Genomic DNA, 19,829 nt, shown 5'->3' on the forward strand with positions numbered 1-19,829 from the left:
GCCTCTCGGCGGCCTTGCGAAAAACAAATCCAAGTTAGACCATTTCAAATGGTTCGATGTCTGCCCGGATGCGACACAGCTTGTGTGTCCATCCTCGCAGTATCCGGTTCTCAAGGTGCACGCCTGCGCTGCTCATCCGGTTGCACCGGGCCGCGCGGCAAGGAGATATATTGCCAGACCGGAGGGCCCCCGCGGGCGGGAATCGCGCACTCCATATTTTGTTCACAAATGAATAGGTCCCTCAGTCGCATCACTGAGGTTAAAACTGAAGCATTGGCTTCTGATATTGGCGATGACCAGCTGTTTTATGTGTATTGAGACATCGGTCATCTCTGGAGCGCTACTTTACTCCAAAGGCATCAGTTATTTGTTTCCCATCGGTAAAAGGCGGGTTTTGTTCGCCAAGCGTTCTTATATATAGCTAGATACGGGTTCGAACCCGTGCACCGGCAACAAAAAAGCGACCAACCGGAGTTGGTCGCTTTCTATTCCATGGTGGGCCGTCAGGGGTTCAGCCTGCTTCGCAGGCGGCCGCTGCGGCGCTTTCGCGCCTTGCGCGCTGCGCTGGCAAACGCTCACGCGTTTACTCAGCTCCGCGCTCCGACGGGTTCGAACCCATGAAAGGACGACAAAAAAGACGGCCAACCGAAGTTGACCGTCTCAACAATCTTTGGGTGGGCCGTCAGGGGTTCGAACCCTGGACCTTGGGATTAAAAGTCCCCTGCTCTGCCAGCTGAGCTAACGGCCCGCGGGTGGCATTGTACCACGGTCTGGGACTATTCCCAACTCCATTGGCCGTTCTGGAAAATCACAACTTCACGTCCATCAGGCGTAATGCCCGTAATATCGATGTCGTCCGTGCCGATCATAAAATCAACGTGCGTGCTCGAGACGTTAACACCATGCTCCAGGAGCTCCTCCTTGGACATGTCATACCCACCCTCGATACATTCGGGGAAACCGACACCTAGCGCGAGATGGCAGCTAGCGTTCTCGTCATAGAGCGTATCGTAGAACAGAACACCACTTTCGCGGATCGGCGTGTTCTTGGAAATGAGCGCGACCTCTCCCAGGTGAGCAGCGCCCTCGTCAGTATCGATGATACTTGCGAGCGTTGCCTTGCCCACGCGGGCGTCGTAGCCCACCACGCGGCCGCCCTCGAACTTAATCCAAAAATCGTCGACTTTATTGCCGTGGTGGATGAGCGGCATGGCCGAGTACACGATACCGTCGGCGCGCATGCGATCGGGCGAAGTGAAGACTTCCTCGGTGGGAATGTTGGGGAAGAAGGGGTGCCCATCGGGCGTCTTGCCCTTGCCGCCGGCCCACTCGTGACCCTTCGTCATGCCAATCGTCAGATCGGTTCCATTTGCCGCGGTGTAATGCAGGCGGTCGAAACGATTGTCGTTCAGGAAACGCAGGTTCTTTTCGAATGCGGCGTCATGGAGTTCCCAGTCGCTCTCTGGGTCCTGGCCATCGGCGCGAGCGGTGTGCAGAATCGCATTCCACAGCTTATAGATTGCAACCTCATCGGCGTCTCCCGGGAACACCTCGCGCGCCCAAGCCACGACCGGAGCGCCGGCGATGCACCACGGATTGATGTTGTAATCCAGTCCACGGCGGAAAACTTTGCACTGCGTGTTCTTTGCCTTAGAAGCTGCAGCGGGCTTAGCGGGATCGATGCCCTTAAGGGCGGCGGGGTCCGCACCCTCGATAAAGATAAAGCAGGCACCGTCCTGGGCCAGGGAATCCAGCTGCAGGCGCTTCCACTCGGGCGTCTGCTCAAAATAGCTTTTCTCGACATGCTCGTACGTGAGCCTCGTCACGGCATCATCGGCCCAGATGACCGTCACGTGGCCGGCGCCGGCAGCATAGGCCTCCGCGACCACCACGCGCGCAAACGGCGCGCACTCAACCGGAGACTGAACGACGACTTCCTGGCCGGGCTTAACGTTTACGCCCTTGCGGACAACCAGGCGCGCATAGTTTTTAATCTTGGGCTCCAGGGACTTCATACCCTCCAGGGCCTCTTCGACCGTCAGGGCAGCTCGAATCATGTGCCACTCCATCTATCTATAGAACAGTAAAAAGGCGCGCCGCAAAAACGACGCGCCTTATATCTTAGCGATAAGTATGTATGCAAACGCTACTTCTTCTTGGAGTCCTTCTTGTCCTCCTCGGCAGCCGCGCGCTCAATAAGAGCGTTGAGCTTGTTCTCGGACATGCCCTCGGCCTGCGCGCGGTACATGTTGCGCAAGGGACGAATACGAGCGAAGTCATAGATAAAGTCGCCCAAAATGATGACGTAGGACAAAACAATGCCGACCATCTGGACAGGGCTGGACACCATGCCAGCGGGAGCGAAGTACAGCGAGGCCCAAATTGCCACGACGAGCACCATGCCAATGGCGAGCACAATCCACCAGATGCGACGGCGCTTGGTGTAGTCCTCGTCCTGCTTGAGGAGGATATTCGACACCGTATAGATGCGGTCCTCCTTGGCGCGCTGCTTAGCCTTGCGGGCGCGCTTCTCCTCTTTAGAGAGGCCCTCGAGGCTCTCGCCCTTCTCGAGCTCTTTGCGGCGTGCCTTAGACGAAGCCGGCACGACGCGAACGGAGCTCGCTGCTTGGCGGGCGGGCTTAGCAGATGCGGCAGACTTGCGCGCAACCCCGGTAACTTCGTGGGATTGCGTGCGCTTGTTCGTGGCGCTACGGGTACTCACTTATGCGTTCTCCTTCATGCTTGTGAACTGGGAGCCCGTGATGATCTGGAAGGCCTCGCGATAGCGCTCGGACGTGCCATCGATGACCTCGGCGGGCAGGTGCGGGGTCTCCCCCGTCATATCCCAGTTGGCCTTGAGCCAATTGCGGACGAATTGCTTGTCGTAGCTAGGCTGGATCTTGCCCTCCTCGTAGCTGGCAGCAGGCCAGAAACGGCTGGAGTCGGGCGTGAGGCACTCGTCGATCAGCGTGACCTTGCCATCAATAACACCAAACTCGAACTTGGTGTCGGCAATGATGATGCCACGGGTCGCGGCGTACTCGGCAGCGGCCTTGTAGATCTTGAGGGAAAGGTCACGAATCTGCGTGGCGATGTCCTCGCCCACGATCTCGCAGCAACGCTCGAACGAGATGTTCTCGTCGTGGTCACCGATCTCGGCCTTCGTGGACGGCGTGAACAACGGCTCGGGAAGCTTGGAAGCCTCGGTCAGGCCCTCAGGCAGCTGGATGCCGCAGACGGTGCCGTTCTCGTCGTAGGTCTTCTTGCCCGAACCGGTCAGATAGCCGCGGACGATGCACTCGATAGGAATCGTCTGGGCCTTCTTAACCAGCATGGCGCGGCCAGCGAGGTAGTCACGATACTCAGCAAACTCCTCGGGGAAATCCGCCGGGTCGATGGAAACGAGATGGTTGGGGACGATGTCGGCAAACTTATCGAACCAGAATGCCGAGATGCGATTGAGCACCTCTCCCTTAAACGGAATCTCGTCGGGAAGAATGAAGTCGAACGCAGAAATGCGGTCGGTGGCGACCATCAGCAGGTTTTCACCGGCATCGTAAATATCACGAACCTTGCCACGGGAATCCGGACGACGCTCCATCGTTGTCACGTGAGTCACTCCTTACCTAAATACGACAGAAATGCGGGTTCTTTCCCGCATGTTTTCGCAAACTCGGAGCGGCAGGGACGCGGCCCCTCCTTCACCGAATAGCGAAAAGCTAGTGCTCCATTGTAGTAGATGCCGCGTCCGCCGTGTGCTCGCGGGGCAGATGAATTGTAAAAGTCGTACCCTTTCCAAGCTCCGACTCCACGGATATGTAGCCATGGTGACGCTCGACGATCTGCTTGGTCACGGCGAGGCCGACGCCCAGGCCGCCAGCTTCGCGGGCGCGGCTGGCATCGGCGCGCCAAAACCGCCCGAAAATGCGCGACAGATCGTCCTTGGCAATACCGATACCGGTATCAGAAACGGCAATGCTGACGTGCCTGCGGTCACTGAGCACCGACACCACGACCCAACCGCCCTCGGGGGTGTAGCGCATGGCGTTGCTCATGAGGTTGATAACACATTGCGTGATCATGTCGGGATCGGCCTCGACGACATCGTCGTGCCCTTGGGTTTCATCTGCAAAGCGAAGACGAAGGTCACGGTCGGCAAACAGACGCTCCTGGCCGTTCACAATCGATCGCACGAACGGAACCATGTCCACCGGTTCTAGATTGAGCGGAACCGTGCTGTTTTCCATACGCGATAGGTCGAGCATCTGCTGCACCAGACGAGCCAGGCGACGCGTCTCGGAAGCAACGGTCTCCAAATGCTCATCGTCGGTGGGATACACACCGTCTTGCATGGCCTCGACCGTTGCCAGCATGGCCATGAGCGGCGTGCGCAGCTCGTGGGCAACATCAGAGGTCAGGCGCTTTTCGTGCTTCATATCCTTTTCGAGTGAGGTGGCCATCTCGTCGAAGGTCTCTCCCAGCTGATCGATCTCGTCATCGCCGCGCAGCCCCGTGCGAGCCGACAGGTCGCCGTCACGGATTTGCTTTGCGGTACTGGTGATGCGATGAATCGGTTTGGTGAGCATGCGCGACACGAGCGATCCGATAACGACCGAAATGCAGATTGCAACAACCGCGGCGAGGGCCATGGCGTTAAAGGTCTTCTCCCTAAACGCAGAGTCCGCCTTGGTGAGCAGAGCGTCGGAGCCGATGGCCCACAGCTTTACCTGTCCGACATGCTCGCCGGAAGACGTTACAATCTCGACGTTAGCAACGCTATCGGAGTCGGTTGGAGCAGACGAGACCGGGCTATGCGATGCCCTCTTGCCGCTCGTGTCGTCGGTCGTAGCCTGGTTTTCGCGTACATCGGCGGTGGCGCTTGCCGAGGGCCAGGAATCGTCATAAACGATCACACCCTTTTTATTGACGACCTGCATGCCCAGATCGTCGGAAACCAAACTCGACGTTGCGACCGTGCGCAGTTCTCCCGCGGTCCAAGAGCCGTTTTCCTCATATGAGGTCGCCAACTTCTCGGCAGCGGAATTTGCGATTTCGACGATATTGGAGCGTGTGTAATCCGAAAAGACCGTGCCCCACACAACAGAGACAACGCCCACCAGCACCAATACCGTCATGAGCGATGTCAGAGCAAAAGCAAGTGCCATGCGCGAGGGATAGCTCATCGTTGGCCGTGAATCGGAACGAGGCGTGTTCCAACTAGCCTTGGAACCCGCCTCGCTCTCCTGCTTGTGCTTTTGTCCGATTTCAAAGCGCGCAGGTGTCATATGTGATTTCCCTATTTCTCGTCCGACTTATCGGTCTTGGCCGGAGCCTCGAAGCGATAGCCGACACCATGGACGGTGTAGAGCCACTTGGGCTTCTTGGGATCATCGCCCAGCTTGGCGCGAAGATTCTTCACGTGGCTATCGATGGTGCGCTCATAGCCCTCAAAGTCATACCCGAGCACTTTCTCGACCAGCTCCATGCGGTTATACACACGGCCGGGATGGCGGGCAAGCGTGGTGAGCAGCTTGAACTCGGAAGCCGTCAGATCGACTTCCTTGCCCTCGACCAAGATCTTGTGGCCCGAGATATCGATGACCAGATCGCCGAAGTCGAGTACCTCGACGGCGGGCTCGTCGGCCTGATGGGCACGGCGGAACAGAGCGCGAACGCGGGCGACGAGCTCGCGCGGCGAGAACGGCTTAATCAGATAGTCGTCGGCGCCGAGCTCAAGACCGATAATACGGTCCTCGATCTCGCCCTTAGCCGTCAGCATGATGATGGGGACATCCGAGGTATCGCGAATGGTGCGGCAAACGCGCTCGCCGGGGATCTTGGGGAGCATAAGGTCGAGCACGACCAGGTCGAACTGATGCTTCTCGAACTCCTCGATCGCGGACTGGCCATCGCCGACGCCCACAACCCAGTAGCCTTCGCGCTCGAGATAGGCAGCGACGGCGTCACGGATTGCCTTCTCATCCTCGACCAGCAGAATCTTTTTTGCATCTGAAGCCATAACACGGCCCCCCTGTCTCAATTAGCTAAGAACAAGCCCATTTTAACGCACCTGAGCCCGCCAGATGCCGCTATGACGCGGCAGCTCGGCGGGCGGTACTCACAATTACAACGCGTTTATTCCCCTGTTGGCGCCTTTTTAACCCCTCTAAGCTTAAAGAGAGAATAGGCGTGCAGTGACCGTCTCTGGTATACCCTGGCTGTTGCGCACCGTGGCGTACGTAAGGAATGAGTCCGATTTTCCCGCCGTAGCTGGATAATCGCCATACTCCAAAGCGCGGTCGGGCGACAGCAGCGAGCCATAGGTCTTGGCAGAGGTGTCGATCAGGAAATGCGACGCCTGTACCTTAACAAGGTATTTATTCTTCTTGCCAGCCGCACATGCGAGCGGCTCGCGTGACAGGAAGAGGTACGGCCCTCCCTCATTACCGATATACGTGCCCATATTGCCCAGGCTGCCCACGCCACTATAGGCCGCCTCGATAGAAAACACGAAGGTATCGCCCATATATACGGCCTCGAAAGGCGAAACTGACGAAGGGAGGACCAACTGGGCACGCTTGGTGTTGTTGCCGTCGGTCAGATCGATTGCCGTTATGCCGTAGTAGACGCCCTCGTCGTTGCGGACACGCGGCGAGATGGTCAAAATGCCGTCGCTCGCGCGCGGGGCCGATGCAAAGCGGCCCGTCGATTTCCAAATTACCTCGGCCTTGGATTCATCAAGCGAGCGACGATAGCAAAACGAATCACTACTCGTTTTATTGCCGCCTGCCGAAGGCATTTTATACCAGATGACCGATGACCCGAACGCCGTAAACAGGGGCGGATCATAGTCCTTGCCACCTCGATCGAGCTCAACCACGTCGCCAGAGAGCGAAGCGCCCGACAGATTTTGAGCGTAGAGCTTCCACGATGAATTGGCAAAGTTCATCTCAACCCACGCGAATACGCCGTCGCCGGCACGGACATCGTAGAATGCATATCCCGTGCCCTCGATAGGATCCTCGATTAATGTGGTAAGCGAGCCATCACCCAGGTTGAGCACACCGAGTGTGTTGGCGTGCAGCGCCGATGCGGGCGCCATCATCGCCGCGGCGTAATCGCCGTCGCAGTAGTACAGCAGCGTACCCAGAGGCAGCGTCCACGACGCCGCCGGCTCAAGATCGATGTCGACTGCCTCGTACTCATCCGTAATCGAGATGATCTTGGAATCGTCCTTGATAACCTGCGGCTCGCCAGCGGCATCATCACTCGTGCCCGTTTTTTTCGAGCAACCGGCCAGTACGGCAGCAGCACCGGTAGCGGCGCCACCCAGCACAAAACCTCGACGCGTTATTCCATTCTTAAAGCGATCAGCGATGCTCATTAGGCGATCTCTGCGCGAGCGGCCTCGATAGCGCGCGTAAGCTGATCGGCGCAAGAGGTCTTTTTCATACCGCAGGTATTACCGGCGAGAACCTCGATTACGCGATCGGCGGGAGCGCCCTCGACCAGCCTGGAGATGGCCTTGAGGTTGCCATCGCAGCCGCCAGTAAACTCGACGCCCAGCACCTTGCTGCCATCGTCAGAGAGATTGAGGTGAATATTGCGAGAGCATACACCCTGAGGCTTGTAGTCAAAACTAATCATTGAGATCCCCTCTCAGAAAGAAATTTCAGACGTCTATTATCCCCGCCTGGACCGACTTATTATCGCAAGCACCGATTCAACATCCTACGATGCTTGGACTGGCGGGGGCAAGATTAGCAGTCCGCACCCTGTACGTGGACCATGCGCTTCTCCCGATACATATTGTGGTCGGCGACGCGATATACATCGGCCAGCGTATTTCCAGCCGTCTCGACGGTCGCCACGCCAATCGATGCGCTGACCGTCAGGGTCTCATCGCTTACCGCGGCAAGACCGAGACGAAGATCCTGTTCCAGCCCGAGCGCAGACTCGTTGTCAGTATGGGGGCAAACCAGCAAAAACTCGTCGCCGCCAACGCGCATCGGCAGGTAATCCGCACCAGCCACCCGCCGCAGCACGGACGCCGTCCGTCGCAGCAGTTCATCCCCCATCTCGTGACCATAAATGTCGTTGGTCCGCTTGAGATAATTACAGTCCACCATAATCACGCTCACTGGCAAGTCCTCGTTTACCAGGCTATCTCCACGCGATTCCAGATAGTTGCGGTTGCGAAGCCCCGTCAGTTTATCTTGGTATGACAGCTCCTCGGCATGCTTGACCATCGATATGTTGTGCGTCGCCACGACGACCGAATCCAGGCGGCCTTGCTCATCGCGATGCTGGGGGACAACCTGTAGCGAGTACCAAGTGCCTCGACAATCTCGCACCTCGGCAGCCAAGTACGGTACGCCCTCCATGCGTTCACGAAGCGTACTTATATCTACGAGCCCCACGACCGCTTCGCGGCTTTCGGGGCTCACGATATCCCGGCAGACCGTGTCCATAAAGTCATATGCCTCGCTATGCTCGGCAAACATCTTCGCTATCGCCGGCGACATATTGATTCCCTCGATCTCGAGGGTGTCAAGATGCAAAAGGAAGGTCGAATCGTAGATGGCGCTTATGGCATTGATAATGCCGAGCTGTTTATCCTTTTCGACCAAATTGCGGTGGTCAGCGATATTTCGAGCCAACAGTACCACGACCCAAAACGCAAGGCACACCAAGACGCCGACGGCGACAAATGAAATCCTGTCAGACATGACCTCAGATTTGGGATATAGCGCAAACAGGCGGTAGTCCTTATATGCCGCACGCACGGCATATAAGGTGGTCCCCCGATATTCGATACGTGTTACGCCCTCGTCTTTCCAGTCAATTCCGCTATCGGCGAGAAGCCGGGCAAGGGTTATATCGACGGTCGAATCGTTTGAAGAAACGATTTGCGCATCGCGCATCACAAGCACTGTTGGACTCTGATGGAACGTGTTGTTCACAAGGACGTCGGCGATTGTGTATGAATAGTCATCGGCGGGCTCAGCCGCAAGGGATCGATACCCCAACGCTACCCCATCACCGTATGGAACGGCACTCACGGCAAAGTCGACACCGCGGCGCTCGACAGCGGTCGAGTAGGAAACTTTGGACCCTCGATACATCGATGCGATCGACGAACAGGCCAGCTCCTCTCGCCACAGCATGAGTGGATCGCGGCCGTCGATATCGTAATGGGCGACCATATGACCATCGGCGTCCATGACCAACATTCCCGAAAGGCTCTCGGTATGGACATATTCCTCGACCAGATCGTCGTTGACTTCAAATCGATCAGGCGGCAAGAACGTCGCAAACGACTCGAGCGCCGCATCCAAATTGTGCGTCGCCTCAGTTTTTCTTCCCTGTTCATATCGGTCATATTTTTCGCAGGCATTTTTTAAAAACACCATGGTTTCCTGGCCGAACCCAAGCGTTTTATCAAGGCAGCGATGCGTGCCGACTATATAGAGCAGACTCAGTAGGGCAACGCTGGCCACGATGCCGATGGCCACTGCGGCTAAACTCTTTCGGCGAAAGCGGCGCTCGTCATTTGTCATGATTCCGCTCCTTGCCCGCCTGTCGTCGCTCCTGCCTTGTAATTGTCCACAATGTGCTCTATCGTGCCGTCTCGATCCATGTCGAACAGCGCGGTATCGAGGTTTTTGACGTACTCCCCCTCATAGCTATCATCAAACGCGACGCCCAGGTCAACCGTCATAACGTTGTCGGCGAACACACGATAAACGCCAGGATACTGGGCAACGAGTCGATCAAGCGACTGAACGTCCGCCATCCAACAGTCGACATACCCTTTGGCGAGGGCGGCTTTGCAGAGTTCGGCAGAACCATACGATTTGATTTGCACGTCCGGCGAGATTTCCAGATCCCCTGCGAGCAATCGGCGTTCGCTCACCGAGCCCGCAATCACCGCAATGGTCTTGCTTCCATCGAGATGCGCCAAGGACGTGATGCCACTCGTTTTCTTGGCGGCGACCGAAACCGTCAGGGTCAAATACGGCTCAGTCCAATAATACTTATCCTCGCGATAACAGGGAGAATAGTCGCACCACAGGCAATCGATATCGCCATTTTTGAGTAGGCGATCGCGGTCATTCCAAGATATGTCGATAAATTGCGGCTTGATCCCCGCACGCTTGCAGGCCTCGCGGGCGATGTCGATATCGATACCGGCGTAATCGCCCGTGGTATCGACATACACATAGGGGTCGTTATCCGTAACGCCGATTTTGAGCACCGGGAGGTCTTTGTCGGCTTCATTCGGGGAGGAAGAACTGCTTCGAACGGTATACGTCAGGACGCCCGCACAGACGGCAACAAGGAGTATGAGCGTAAACGAGACGATGGCGGCTCGCTTGATGCGTCCGGGCACGCGCCCCCCTTCATCGAAACAGCAGTCGGATTTCATTTTATACCCGGGGCTGATGCGGCAATAAAAAAGCGCCTCACCCAAGATGGGCAAGGCGCCAATGGTCGAAATGCAACCGCAAGCGGTCGAATTAGGTTAACCCTACTCGAAGCTCAGCTGCTCCAGGCGGTCGAAGACCGTATCGATGCGGGTGACGAGCGGGGTACCCTAACGCTCGAAACGTTTACGCATAAGAGCGAAAGCGATCAGCGCAACGCCGGCAACGGCCATAATAAAGGCGACAGCAAGGGCCTGGTCGCCCGTATTGGCAAGCGCGCCCTTAGTAGCCTTAACAGACTTTTTGGTCACCTTAGTCGTCGTCTGCTGACTAGGCTGGGACGGCGTCACGGGCTGCGTAGGCTGAACCGGCTCACCATTGGCCTCCTCGCCCGTCACCACGTACGTCGAGAAGTGGCTCGTGCGGAAGCAGAGGTAGTCGCCCTCGGTCCACGTATCCATAGCCTGAGTGGAACCATCCTCGGCAACGTAGAGCACCTTGAGGTTGGTGAGCGCCTTCATGGCGGCAGTCATCTTGACACGGACGATGAAGGACATGCCTTCGTAGTCCTCGATAACCTCGCCGTCCTTGAGAAGCTTGATATCGAGCTTATCGGCAACCTTGGTAGCCCCCTGCTCAAGGCCGGAAATCGTAGCATTGGCGGCATCGGTAAGATCCGTCGGTTCCTCGACCACAAGAGAGATGCTGTTGTTCTGGGCAATGCCGGCAGCGACATTGTTCTCGGCGCTTACGCTAACGTCCGTTCCGTTGCTACCCGCAACGCCTGCAATGGTCTTTGCCGCTACGGTAACGGCGCAGGTCGCGGTTTTGTCGCCACAGGTGGCGGTAATCGTGGCGGTACCGGCCTTAAGCGGCGTCACGACGCCGTCTTTGACCGTGGCGATCGACGAGTCGCTGGAGGTCCAGCTCACCGTCGTATCGTCTGCATCGGCAGGACTCACCGTTGCGGAGAGCTTTGTGGAGGCATCACCGACGGTAAAGGACAGGCTCGTCTTGTTGAGTTCAGCCTTTTGGGCGGGATTGGTCACGGTCACCGAAACGGTCTGGGAGAGCGACCCTGCAGTGATGACAAATGAACCAGAACCGGTCTTGAGGGCGGTAACGGTGTAGGAGCCATCACCGTTGTCGACAACCTTAAACGCCTTCGAAGCGCCCGTGTCATCCAGAGCAAGATTGGTCTCGTCGACCTCACCCGCAAGGGTTCCAGCAAGAGAAACCTTCACGGTGCCCTCTTCGCCCTTCTTGAGGCCGAGGACGCTCTGGTCGACCGTAAGGTTCGTTGCGGGATTAGAGACGGTCACCGCGCAATCCTGAGAATAGGTGCCGTCTTCAGTCGAAACGGTGATGGTTGCGGCGCCCTTGGAGACAGCCGCCACCTTTCCGGTTTGATCGACTGTAGCGACACTTTCGTTGCTGGACTTCCAGACAATCGTCTGGTTAGCCTCCGCGGGAACGACCGCCGCCTTAAGCTGCTCGGTTGCAGCGCCCACAAGCACGACCTTCTGCTTATCGAGCGTGATGCCCGTAGCAGGCTGAATAACCGTCACCTTGCACGTGGCGCTATGCTCTCCGTCCTCAGTGGTGACGGTAATCGTAGCAACACCTGCCTTGACCGGGGTCACGACGCCGTCTGCAACCGTGGCGACCGTAGGATCGCTCGACGACCAGGACAAGTTCTTGTTCGTTGCATTATCGGGCTCAACCGCTGCGGTCAACGTCGAGGGCTCACCGCCCACAGCAAGCTTAAGGTTTGAAGCGCTGAGCTTGACGCCCGACACCTTTACAACCGGAGTGGTTACCGTAATCGCATCCGTGGTTGCAGAGACCCCATCAACCGTTGCCGTGATCGTGGCATCACCGTCACCGACAGCGGTAACAAGACCGTTAGCGTCGACGGTAAGGACGCTCTCGTTGGAAGAGGACCAAACAACTTGGCTGGCCTTGTCATCAGGGGAGACCTTTGCCTTCAGCTGCTGAGTCGTGCCTTTATCCATGGAGGTTGAGTAGCTGTCCGCAATGGAAACCGCAGTCTTTACAGGCTCCTCGCCAGGCTTGACAACATGAACGGTCATCGTGTCGCAGAGACGACCACCCAAGTACATTGAAACCGTTGCATCGCCGTAACTATGAGGCACTAAATACCCCAAGTAACTGCCACCACTAAACATCGGTCCTTTTACCTCGAGGACATCCGGATTATCTGAAGTGAAAGAATACTTTGCGCCGGCATAGGAGTCCATCAATTCCTCAGCGCTTTTACTCAGCACGCCCTTTGGATATTCAAACCCCCTGTCACATTCCAGCCAAAGCCAATCTTTGGATATACTATCTGAACTGACCTCACAGGGAAATGTATAATCACTCGACACAAACTTAGCCTTCGAAAGGCTAACTTCCGCAGGGTCGACAACCTCTATCTCAAAGGGATGGTCATTGCCAAGGCCATCACGAGCATGAGCCTTAACGGTGCCAGGCTTTATTGCCTTAAACGAGTTTTCACCATCGATAAGCTCAACGACATCGTTGCTTTCCAGAGAATAGGTTACAGCGCCAAAGTCCGCACCCCAATGTGCGCGCTGGCATGCCTTCAGTACTTCATTTGGAGAAACGTTGAGAATGGCAGTCAGATAATAGCTGTCCCCAACCAGCATCTTTTGCTTTTTGTTCCCACGCTCATTGAATCCGGGCTCCTGATTCTCGGTTACAACATCACATAGCTTCTTCGTCTCAACTTCACCGTTGCAATAGTCGACAAGAACCTTGGCCTCTTTAGCATCTTTCGACAACGCCTCGAGTTGCAAAGAAGCGCTTAGCTCGGAAGTTCCATATGATGAATAATTCGAATTCACCCTTGCCTGGACTTTGGAATCCTTTGAGGGGTCTTCCTTAATAACAAAACATGTGGCCGCACGGCTCTCGTCCACGGGACGAACGTCAACTCTCCCCTCTAGTAATGCATAATGCGTGTTCCCGCATTTTTGCGGACAATCATCCGTGTAACCCAGCGTTGCGGTGTTTGTTGTCGCACCAGATTGGTCGTAAGAAACGAAACTGACCTTAATTGGATTGACTTTAGCCACACTTTTAATCTTAAGAGAACCGTTTAAACTCTCGTCGGTCTTGCTCTTCAGGGTTATAGTCGTTGTGCCAACTTTGGTGGGGCTAATTGTCAATACCCAACTATGTGACTCATAACTTACCTTAGCGATATCCTCGTCAGACGATGTGATATCGATATCGCTAGGGTCAATGTGCGCCCATTCGTGATTTTTATTAAAAAAGGAAAGCCTTCCTTTCACCGTCTGTCCAACAGCGACATCAAATTCTGACCACACATCGCCTGTAGACGAATCGTATGGGAGAAACGATGCACCCATGGAACCGTCCTGCGACTCCAGCATGACAGCATCCGCATGCGGAGCGGCCACCGTCAGCCCAAACGTTGCCGCCGTTAAAGCAACACAGATGCCTGTGGCTATCCTCCAAAACCCTTTTCTCATTCCCCTAAGTCCAATCTCTCGTGAAAAAACGCAGCATTCTCCCACACCTTAAAATTGGCTTAAGGATACCCCCCCCCCGACAGTTACCGGCAAGGTAATGTTTGTCAGATGTCTCAAATTATCGGCAAGCAGCACAGTTGACGCGCATATATCGCTGACGTCCAGCTTTCTAGGTGCGCTCATGCACAAGCCCCGCTGGCAGAGCGAGCTGCGAGCGGGGCTTGTGTTGGAAAGTCGCACTCGAACGAGGGCCGCGGAGAATTGATCGATTTGACTACCTCCCCGATCGGTCAATTAGAACTCGAGCTGCTCCAGGCGGTCGAAGACCGTGTCGATGCGGGTGAGGAAGTCCCACGGATCAAAGATCTCGTCGAGTTTTTCCTGGCTGACGGTGCAGCGCGGATCGGCCTCGAGACGCTCCTTAAAGGTGAGGCCAGAGACACAATCCTGCACCTCGTGCCAGGTGGCCATGGCATTTTCCTGCACGATAGCGTAGGCGTCCTCGCGGGTGATGCCCGTGTCGACGAGGGCAAGCAGCACCTTAGAGGAGAAGATGAGGCCGCGGGTCTTGTTGAGGTTGGCCATCATGCGGGCCGGATACAGCTGCAGGCCGTCGATAACGCGAATGAGGCACTGGAACATGTGGTCGAGCGCGATGAAGCTATCGGCCTGGGCGACACGCTCGGCGGAAGAGTGCGAAATGTCGCGCTCGTGCCACAGGGCAACGTTGTCAAAGGCGACCTGAGCGTTGGACTTCACGACGCGCGACAGGCCGCAGACCTTCTCCATGGTGATGGGGTTGCGCTTGTGCGGCATGGCGGAGCTGCCCTTTTGACCCTTGCGGAACGGCTCCTCGGCCTCGAGCGTATCGGTCTTCTGCAGGTTGCGGACCTCGGTCGCGATGCGCTCGCAGGTGGCCGCTGTAGTGGCAAGCACGCCGGCAAGGTAGGCGTGGTGATCGCGGCTGATGACCTGCGTGGACAGGGGATCGTGGACCAGGCCCAGGTGCTCGCAGACGTACTCCTCGACGAACGGCTCGATGGAGCTGTACGTGCCGACAGCGCCCGAGATAGCACCGAAGGCAACATTCTTGCGGGCGTCCTCAAGACGATCCAGATCGCGCTTGAGCTCCCAGGCCCAAGAGCCAAACTTCATGCCGAAGGTCATCGGCTCGGCATGGATGCCATGAGTACGGCCGGCGCAGAGCGTGTTGCGCTCCTCAAAGGCGCGACGCTTGCAGATCTCGCCGAGTTTTTTGACGTCCTCGATGATCAGGTCGCAGGCCTGGGTGAGCTGGTAGCACAGGGCCGTGTCGCCCAGATCGGAGCTGGTCATGCCATAGTGAACCCAGCGGCTGGGCTTGGGGTCGCCCTCGGGAACATCGGCATCGATGTACTCCTTCATGTTGGTCAGGAAGGCAATGACGTCGTGGCGCGTGACTTCCTCGATCTCATCGACCTTCGCCTTCTCAAAGTTGGCATGGTCGCGGATCCACTGGGCCTCGTCTTTGGAAATACCGATCTTGCCGAGCTCCGCCTGGGCCTCGCAGGCCAAGACCTCGATCTCCTGCCAAATGGCGTACTTGTTCTCGAGGGAGAAAATGTGTCCCATCTCCGGGCGGGTATAGCGATCGATCATAGCGGCTCCTTTTTGGTTATTGGCACGTTGGTCGTAACCCATCCATTGTACCGTGCGCAGGTGCAAGTATGGGCAGCAGGCATTAACCTAACATTTTGGAATTGGAGCGAGCAACGGGACATCCGCGTATTTGCTTCGCAAATCCGCACCGGCTGCGGTCGATCCCCTCGGATTCACGGTGACGATGGGGAAGACTTTGTTGAATTGACCGTCCCGAGGTCTTCTGTGCTCCATGGAGCGGACAACGGGACGTCCGCGTATTTGCTTCGCAAATCCGCACCGGCTTCAGGCGCCTGTCGGCGCCTTCGCCTGCTCGCTACAAACGCTTCGCGTTTGCTTAACGCTCGCACCCTGGCGGGTTCGAGTCCCGGCGCTTGGTAGTAAAAAGCACGGCAACGTAACGCTGCCGTGCTTGTGCTTTTTACTGGAGCGGGCAACGGGACTCGAACCCGCGAGTGTCAGCTTGGGAAGCTGATGCCTTACCACTTGGCGATGCCCGCATATGTGGGGGATAGTATAACGCGGTTGTCTTGTTCGATACAAGGGTGGCGATGCTTGTTTTAGCTATGGAGATTCGTTTGAAAATCGCGTCAATTGTGGAGATGAGGACCTTTGACCTCCTGTTCTCCTTATCTTCTACCTGCGCTTTTGCTTGATTGTTGTATTTGAGCTCAATTTGTCAGGAATTGGGCAAGCTTTTGGTCAGGCTCCGGTACTTACCCGCATGAACCTCGGGGGTAGCCTCATCCTACGCGTCGCAGCCTCCCCGTGCGGCGCATGAGGGATAAGGAGCAGCCATGTCCAACGCACCCACGCACTCTGTCCACAGCGCAATCGCAACGGGTCCGCTGCTCCTGCTCCTCTTCCTGCTTTTCGGCTGCCTGGCACCGGGAGCCGCATTTGCCGTCGATGGCTACGACCAGCTCGGCTTCCGCACTATTAGCGATGATTGTGGGCCCTTCTTCATCGGCAAGTATGAAGCTCAAGACACCTCGATTGCCTACTGCATGAACCAGGAGCGCCCCGGCCCCACCAAACCGGGCGGCCCATGGCTCAACTTTGATCAAGGCTGGGTGTGGCTCGACGACGAGTTCGCGGCAATCGTTTGTCACGGATATCCCACCACCACGTCGTTTGGCGGTTACCATCTTTCACCCGATCGCGCCCGCGCCGCCACCCAGCTTGCCGTATGGATGCTCAACGGCACTACCCATGTCGACGGCACCTACTCCTACACGACCGCTCAGGGTAAAACCAAGAGCGGACACTTTACCGCCGACAATGAAGTCGTGGCGGCTGCGCGGTGGCTCCACGACAGCGCAAAATCAGGAAGCATCGAAGCCGCTCCGCACCGCGCGCGACGCTATCTAGGGGCCGTATCGGGCGGCAGCAAACGTCAAGACATGCTCTATGTACTGCCGGCGGTCTCTGTTTCCTTCCAAAAGCAGTCTGCTAACACCGTTATTACCAGCGGAAACAATACCTATCAGTTTACCGGGGCAACATTCGATATTTTTGAGAGCGCCAGCGGCGCGCGTGTCGGCACCATCAAGATGGACAGCAACGGTCGAGCGCAAGCAACACTTCTGCCCAACACGGCATACTACCTAGTTGAAACGAAGGCGCCGGCCGGCTATGTCCCCCGCCACGATCGTATTGCCTTTACCACGGGGAATGACGGCGGGCGGGTCGCCATTGATGAACAGCCCGGCACCATCAATCTGCGTATCGTAAAACTCGATGCCGCGACGAATGCCGGCCCCCAGGTGGGATCTTCACTCGCAGGAGCAGAGTTCACGTGTGTGTCGCAATCAACCCCTGGATGGGCACAAATCCTCACGACCGACGAAAGCGGTCGGGCCACCCTCGCCGATGTCCCCTTAGGAACCTTTACCATCTACGAATCAAAAACCCCCGAGGGCTACCTGCCATCCAACGACAGCTGGACCTATACCGTTGGAGCCGACCAGCTCGGCGATTCAGGCGTGGTCGAGATCGAATCTCGCGTTTCCGATATCCCCATTGCGTTTAACCTTGAGATTTCCAAATTCAAGGATTACGGCAATAGCGACCAATCCGGCCTGGAGCAGCCGGCGGAAGGTGTTGTCTTTGAGGTTGTCAGCAACAGCTCTCAGCAGGTTGTTGGCACACTGACCACAAACGTCTATGGCTTTGCCTCCACCAAAGATCAGCCCGAAGCATGGTTCGGCGCAGGCAAGCGACCCGCCGGTGTCCACGGAGCCGTCCCATACGACCGTGCCGGCTACACGGTTCGCGAGGTTCCGGAAACCGTCCCCGAGGGTTTTAAACGTGCAGGGGAATGGACCGTCGGGGCCAATCAGATTTCCAACGGCGCCGAGCTTCAATATATCGTGGACAACCATGCTCTGTCGACGCATCTCCAGATTGTAAAACGCGATGCCCAAACAGGCGCTTCTGTTCCACTAGCCGGATTCACCTTCCAACTACTCGACAGCAATCACGAATCTGTCTCACAAACTTGCTGGTATCCAACACATAACGTAATGGACACCTTTACGACTGACGCGACCGGGACCGTCACACTGCCCGAATCGCTCGTGCCGGGCACCTATTATGTACGCGAAACCTCGGCCAAAGAGCCCTATCTTGTCGGCGAGGAGATCGAGGTAAACATACCCGCCGACATGAACCTAACGCCCGTTGCAATCGCCTCGTATTATGACCACGCCGCGACCGGAAACATCAGGATCGTTAAAACCGATGCCATAGACGGCAGCAGCCTCGCGGGCGCCGTCTTTGAGATCCGTGCCTCGAGTGATATCGTGCGCCCCGACGGTAGCATTGCCGCGCTCGACGGTGAGACTGTCGCTACCATCACGACGGATGAAACTGGAGAAGCACGCGCGGACAACCTCCCGCTGGGACTTGGCACCGCACGCTACGAGGTTGTCGAGACTCAAGCGCCGGCAGGCTTCTTGCGCGATCGGACAACCCATATTGTCGACCTTACTTATGCCGACCAGAAAACACCCGTTGTAGAAGCACGGCTTAACGTATCCGACGATTACACCAAGGTTGATATCTCCAAGGTCGATGCAAGCGGTGAGCAGGAAGTGGAAGGCGCACAACTCACCTTATATGGTCCCGATAAAACCGAAATAGACTCCTGGACCTCATCCGACAAGCCACACCGCGTCGAACATCTTGCACCCGGCACCTACTCGTTGCGCGAAATGATGTCTCCGCGGACCTATGACCTTGCCGAGGAAATAACGTTTGAAATAAAGGATACGGGAGAAGTCCAATCCGTCGCGATGAAGGATGCGCCCATCGAGATCAAGGGACAGGTCGACAAGCGTCAGGAACTTGTCCAACCTATCGAAAAGGGCCTGTTGGCTAACGGCGATGGTAAAAATCGCGCCGCGACGCAAACTAATACGGATGGACTTTTCTCCTATACCATCGACGCTCGAAACGATTCCGCTACTTGGGTTGATGAGTTTACGATTACCGATGATCTTGAGTGCGCCAAAGACGGCACGGCGAGATTCATCTCAATCGAAACCCCCGTCGCCATCGGCGACCTCAACGGTCTGTGCAACGTGTGGTATCGCACGACGCCGTTGGACTCGACAGACGTCGATGAGCCGGCGAACGCGACACTTGACGATGGACACGAAAATCCTTGGCTTGAGTCCGACGAAGTAAAAGAGAGCCTTGGTGAGGACTGCCGCCTCGTCGATTACGACGGCTGGCGCCTCTGGAAGGCGGATGTCTCGACCACGGAATCCACCACACTCGAGGCGGAAGAGCTCGACCTTGCATCCAATACCGTCGTAACAGGCATTCGAATTGAATACGGTGCGGTAGCCGCCGACTTTACGACTCGAAGCGATGCGGATTCTTGGACCCGCGATGATCTCAAAGATGAGCACGACGACCTTGACGATGCCAAAGCAATCCTTGGCACAGACGCTCGGGGCGCAGTCGTACACATGCAGGCAACGTCGGCTTATACGCCCCAAACCGCACTCACCAACAGCGCGCGCGTCGATCTTTGCCGCAACGGTGGCGGCGATAAACTTGAGTCACATGACGAGGACAGCGTCATTCAACGCTGTACCCTACCGCAGGACCTACCGGCAACAGGATCAGTTCCCATCGCCGCTTGCATCACCGCGCTCCTGACCTCGGGTGCCGCAGCCCTATGGTTCGCTCGCCTTAGGTCGATCCCAAAGAAGCGCTAGCGCGATGAAAAAGC

At 56.7% G+C, this 19,829-nt stretch carries 12 protein-coding genes and 2 tRNA genes; 1 reads left to right on the forward strand and 13 read right to left on the reverse strand.

What is annotated here, in order from left to right; translation table 11 throughout:
- Nucleotides 1-675 precede the first annotated feature (675 nt).
- The 13 genes from AB5767_RS06870 to AB5767_RS06930 form a co-directional block, all read right to left on the reverse strand.
- Nucleotides 676-748: transfer RNA gene (locus AB5767_RS06870), tRNA-Lys, on the reverse strand.
- Nucleotides 749-776: 28 nt separating this feature from the next.
- Complete coding sequence (locus tag AB5767_RS06875; protein WP_238022919.1) at nucleotides 777-2,057, reverse strand: aminopeptidase; 1,281 nt, start codon at nucleotides 2,055-2,057, stop codon at nucleotides 777-779.
- Between the two features lie 89 nt (nucleotides 2,058-2,146).
- A complete protein-coding gene (locus AB5767_RS06880; RefSeq protein WP_368131993.1) occupies nucleotides 2,147-2,722 on the reverse strand; it encodes an ABC-2 transporter permease in 576 nt (191 codons plus the stop codon).
- Entirely contained in the window at nucleotides 2,723-3,601 is an 879-nt protein-coding gene (locus AB5767_RS06885; RefSeq protein WP_035136481.1) for a phosphoribosylaminoimidazolesuccinocarboxamide synthase, read from the reverse strand.
- 118 nt (nucleotides 3,602-3,719) lie between these two features.
- Nucleotides 3,720-5,285: a sensor histidine kinase gene (locus AB5767_RS06890; RefSeq protein WP_368131994.1), complete on the reverse strand. Its 1,566-nt coding sequence runs from the start codon at nucleotides 5,283-5,285 to the stop codon at nucleotides 3,720-3,722.
- An 11-nt stretch (nucleotides 5,286-5,296) separates the two neighbouring features.
- Nucleotides 5,297-6,019 carry a response regulator gene (locus AB5767_RS06895; RefSeq protein WP_006236208.1) on the reverse strand — a complete coding sequence of 241 codons (723 nt, stop codon included), beginning with the start codon at nucleotides 6,017-6,019 and terminating at the stop codon, nucleotides 5,297-5,299.
- A 153-nt stretch (nucleotides 6,020-6,172) separates the two neighbouring features.
- Entirely contained in the window at nucleotides 6,173-7,384 is a 1,212-nt protein-coding gene (locus tag AB5767_RS06900; protein ID WP_368131995.1) for a hypothetical protein, read from the reverse strand.
- Entirely contained in the window at nucleotides 7,384-7,647 is a 264-nt protein-coding gene (locus tag AB5767_RS06905; protein WP_055287275.1) for a TIGR03905 family TSCPD domain-containing protein, read from the reverse strand. Before AB5767_RS06905 ends, AB5767_RS06900 begins: the two co-directional genes overlap by 1 nt.
- Nucleotides 7,648-7,760: 113 nt before the next feature.
- Nucleotides 7,761-9,560 (reverse strand): GGDEF domain-containing protein, encoded by a 1,800-nt coding sequence (locus AB5767_RS06910; RefSeq protein ID WP_368131996.1) that lies wholly within the window; start codon nucleotides 9,558-9,560, stop codon nucleotides 7,761-7,763.
- Nucleotides 9,557-10,474 carry a substrate-binding periplasmic protein gene (locus tag AB5767_RS06915; RefSeq protein WP_368132862.1) on the reverse strand — a complete coding sequence of 306 codons (918 nt, stop codon included), beginning with the start codon at nucleotides 10,472-10,474 and terminating at the stop codon, nucleotides 9,557-9,559. The genes AB5767_RS06910 and AB5767_RS06915 overlap by 4 nt, the downstream gene beginning before the upstream one ends.
- Before the next feature lie 123 nt (nucleotides 10,475-10,597).
- A complete protein-coding gene (locus tag AB5767_RS06920; RefSeq protein ID WP_217749862.1) occupies nucleotides 10,598-12,583 on the reverse strand; it encodes an Ig-like domain-containing protein in 1,986 nt (661 codons plus the stop codon).
- 1,659 nt (nucleotides 12,584-14,242) lie between these two features.
- Nucleotides 14,243-15,586 (reverse strand): adenylosuccinate lyase, encoded by a 1,344-nt coding sequence (gene purB / locus AB5767_RS06925; RefSeq protein ID WP_217749863.1) that lies wholly within the window; start codon nucleotides 15,584-15,586, stop codon nucleotides 14,243-14,245.
- Between the two features lie 425 nt (nucleotides 15,587-16,011).
- Nucleotides 16,012-16,086, reverse strand: a tRNA-Gly gene (locus AB5767_RS06930).
- Between the two features lie 297 nt (nucleotides 16,087-16,383).
- Here AB5767_RS06930 and AB5767_RS06935 point away from each other — a divergent pair.
- Nucleotides 16,384-19,815, forward strand: coding sequence for a SpaA isopeptide-forming pilin-related protein (locus tag AB5767_RS06935; protein WP_368131997.1), 3,432 nt, complete (start codon nucleotides 16,384-16,386; stop codon nucleotides 19,813-19,815).
- Nucleotides 19,816-19,829 lie beyond the last annotated feature (14 nt).

It is taken from the genome of Collinsella aerofaciens, from assembly GCF_040926265.1.
GTDB classification, from domain to species: domain Bacteria; phylum Actinomycetota; class Coriobacteriia; order Coriobacteriales; family Coriobacteriaceae; genus Collinsella; species Collinsella aerofaciens_BB.

Excerpts from the sequence above, each read along its gene's own strand:
- AB5767_RS06885 (WP_035136481.1), bottom strand. The coding sequence starts at position 3,601 with ATGGAGCGTCGTCCGGATTCCCGTGGCAAGGTTCGTGATATTTACGAT.
- AB5767_RS06935 (WP_368131997.1), top strand. The coding sequence starts at position 16,384 with ATGTCCAACGCACCCACGCACTCTGTCCACAGCGCAATCGCAACGGGT.
- purB (WP_217749863.1), bottom strand. The coding sequence starts at position 15,586 with ATGATCGATCGCTATACCCGCCCGGAGATGGGACACATTTTCTCCCTC.
- AB5767_RS06875 (WP_238022919.1), bottom strand. The coding sequence starts at position 2,057 with ATGATTCGAGCTGCCCTGACGGTCGAAGAGGCCCTGGAGGGTATGAAG.
- AB5767_RS06905 (WP_055287275.1), bottom strand. The coding sequence starts at position 7,647 with ATGATTAGTTTTGACTACAAGCCTCAGGGTGTATGCTCTCGCAATATT.
- AB5767_RS06895 (WP_006236208.1), bottom strand. The coding sequence starts at position 6,019 with ATGGCTTCAGATGCAAAAAAGATTCTGCTGGTCGAGGATGAGAAGGCA.
- AB5767_RS06900 (WP_368131995.1), bottom strand. The coding sequence starts at position 7,384 with ATGAGCATCGCTGATCGCTTTAAGAATGGAATAACGCGTCGAGGTTTT.
- AB5767_RS06910 (WP_368131996.1), bottom strand. The coding sequence starts at position 9,560 with ATGACAAATGACGAGCGCCGCTTTCGCCGAAAGAGTTTAGCCGCAGTG.
- AB5767_RS06890 (WP_368131994.1), bottom strand. The coding sequence starts at position 5,285 with ATGACACCTGCGCGCTTTGAAATCGGACAAAAGCACAAGCAGGAGAGC.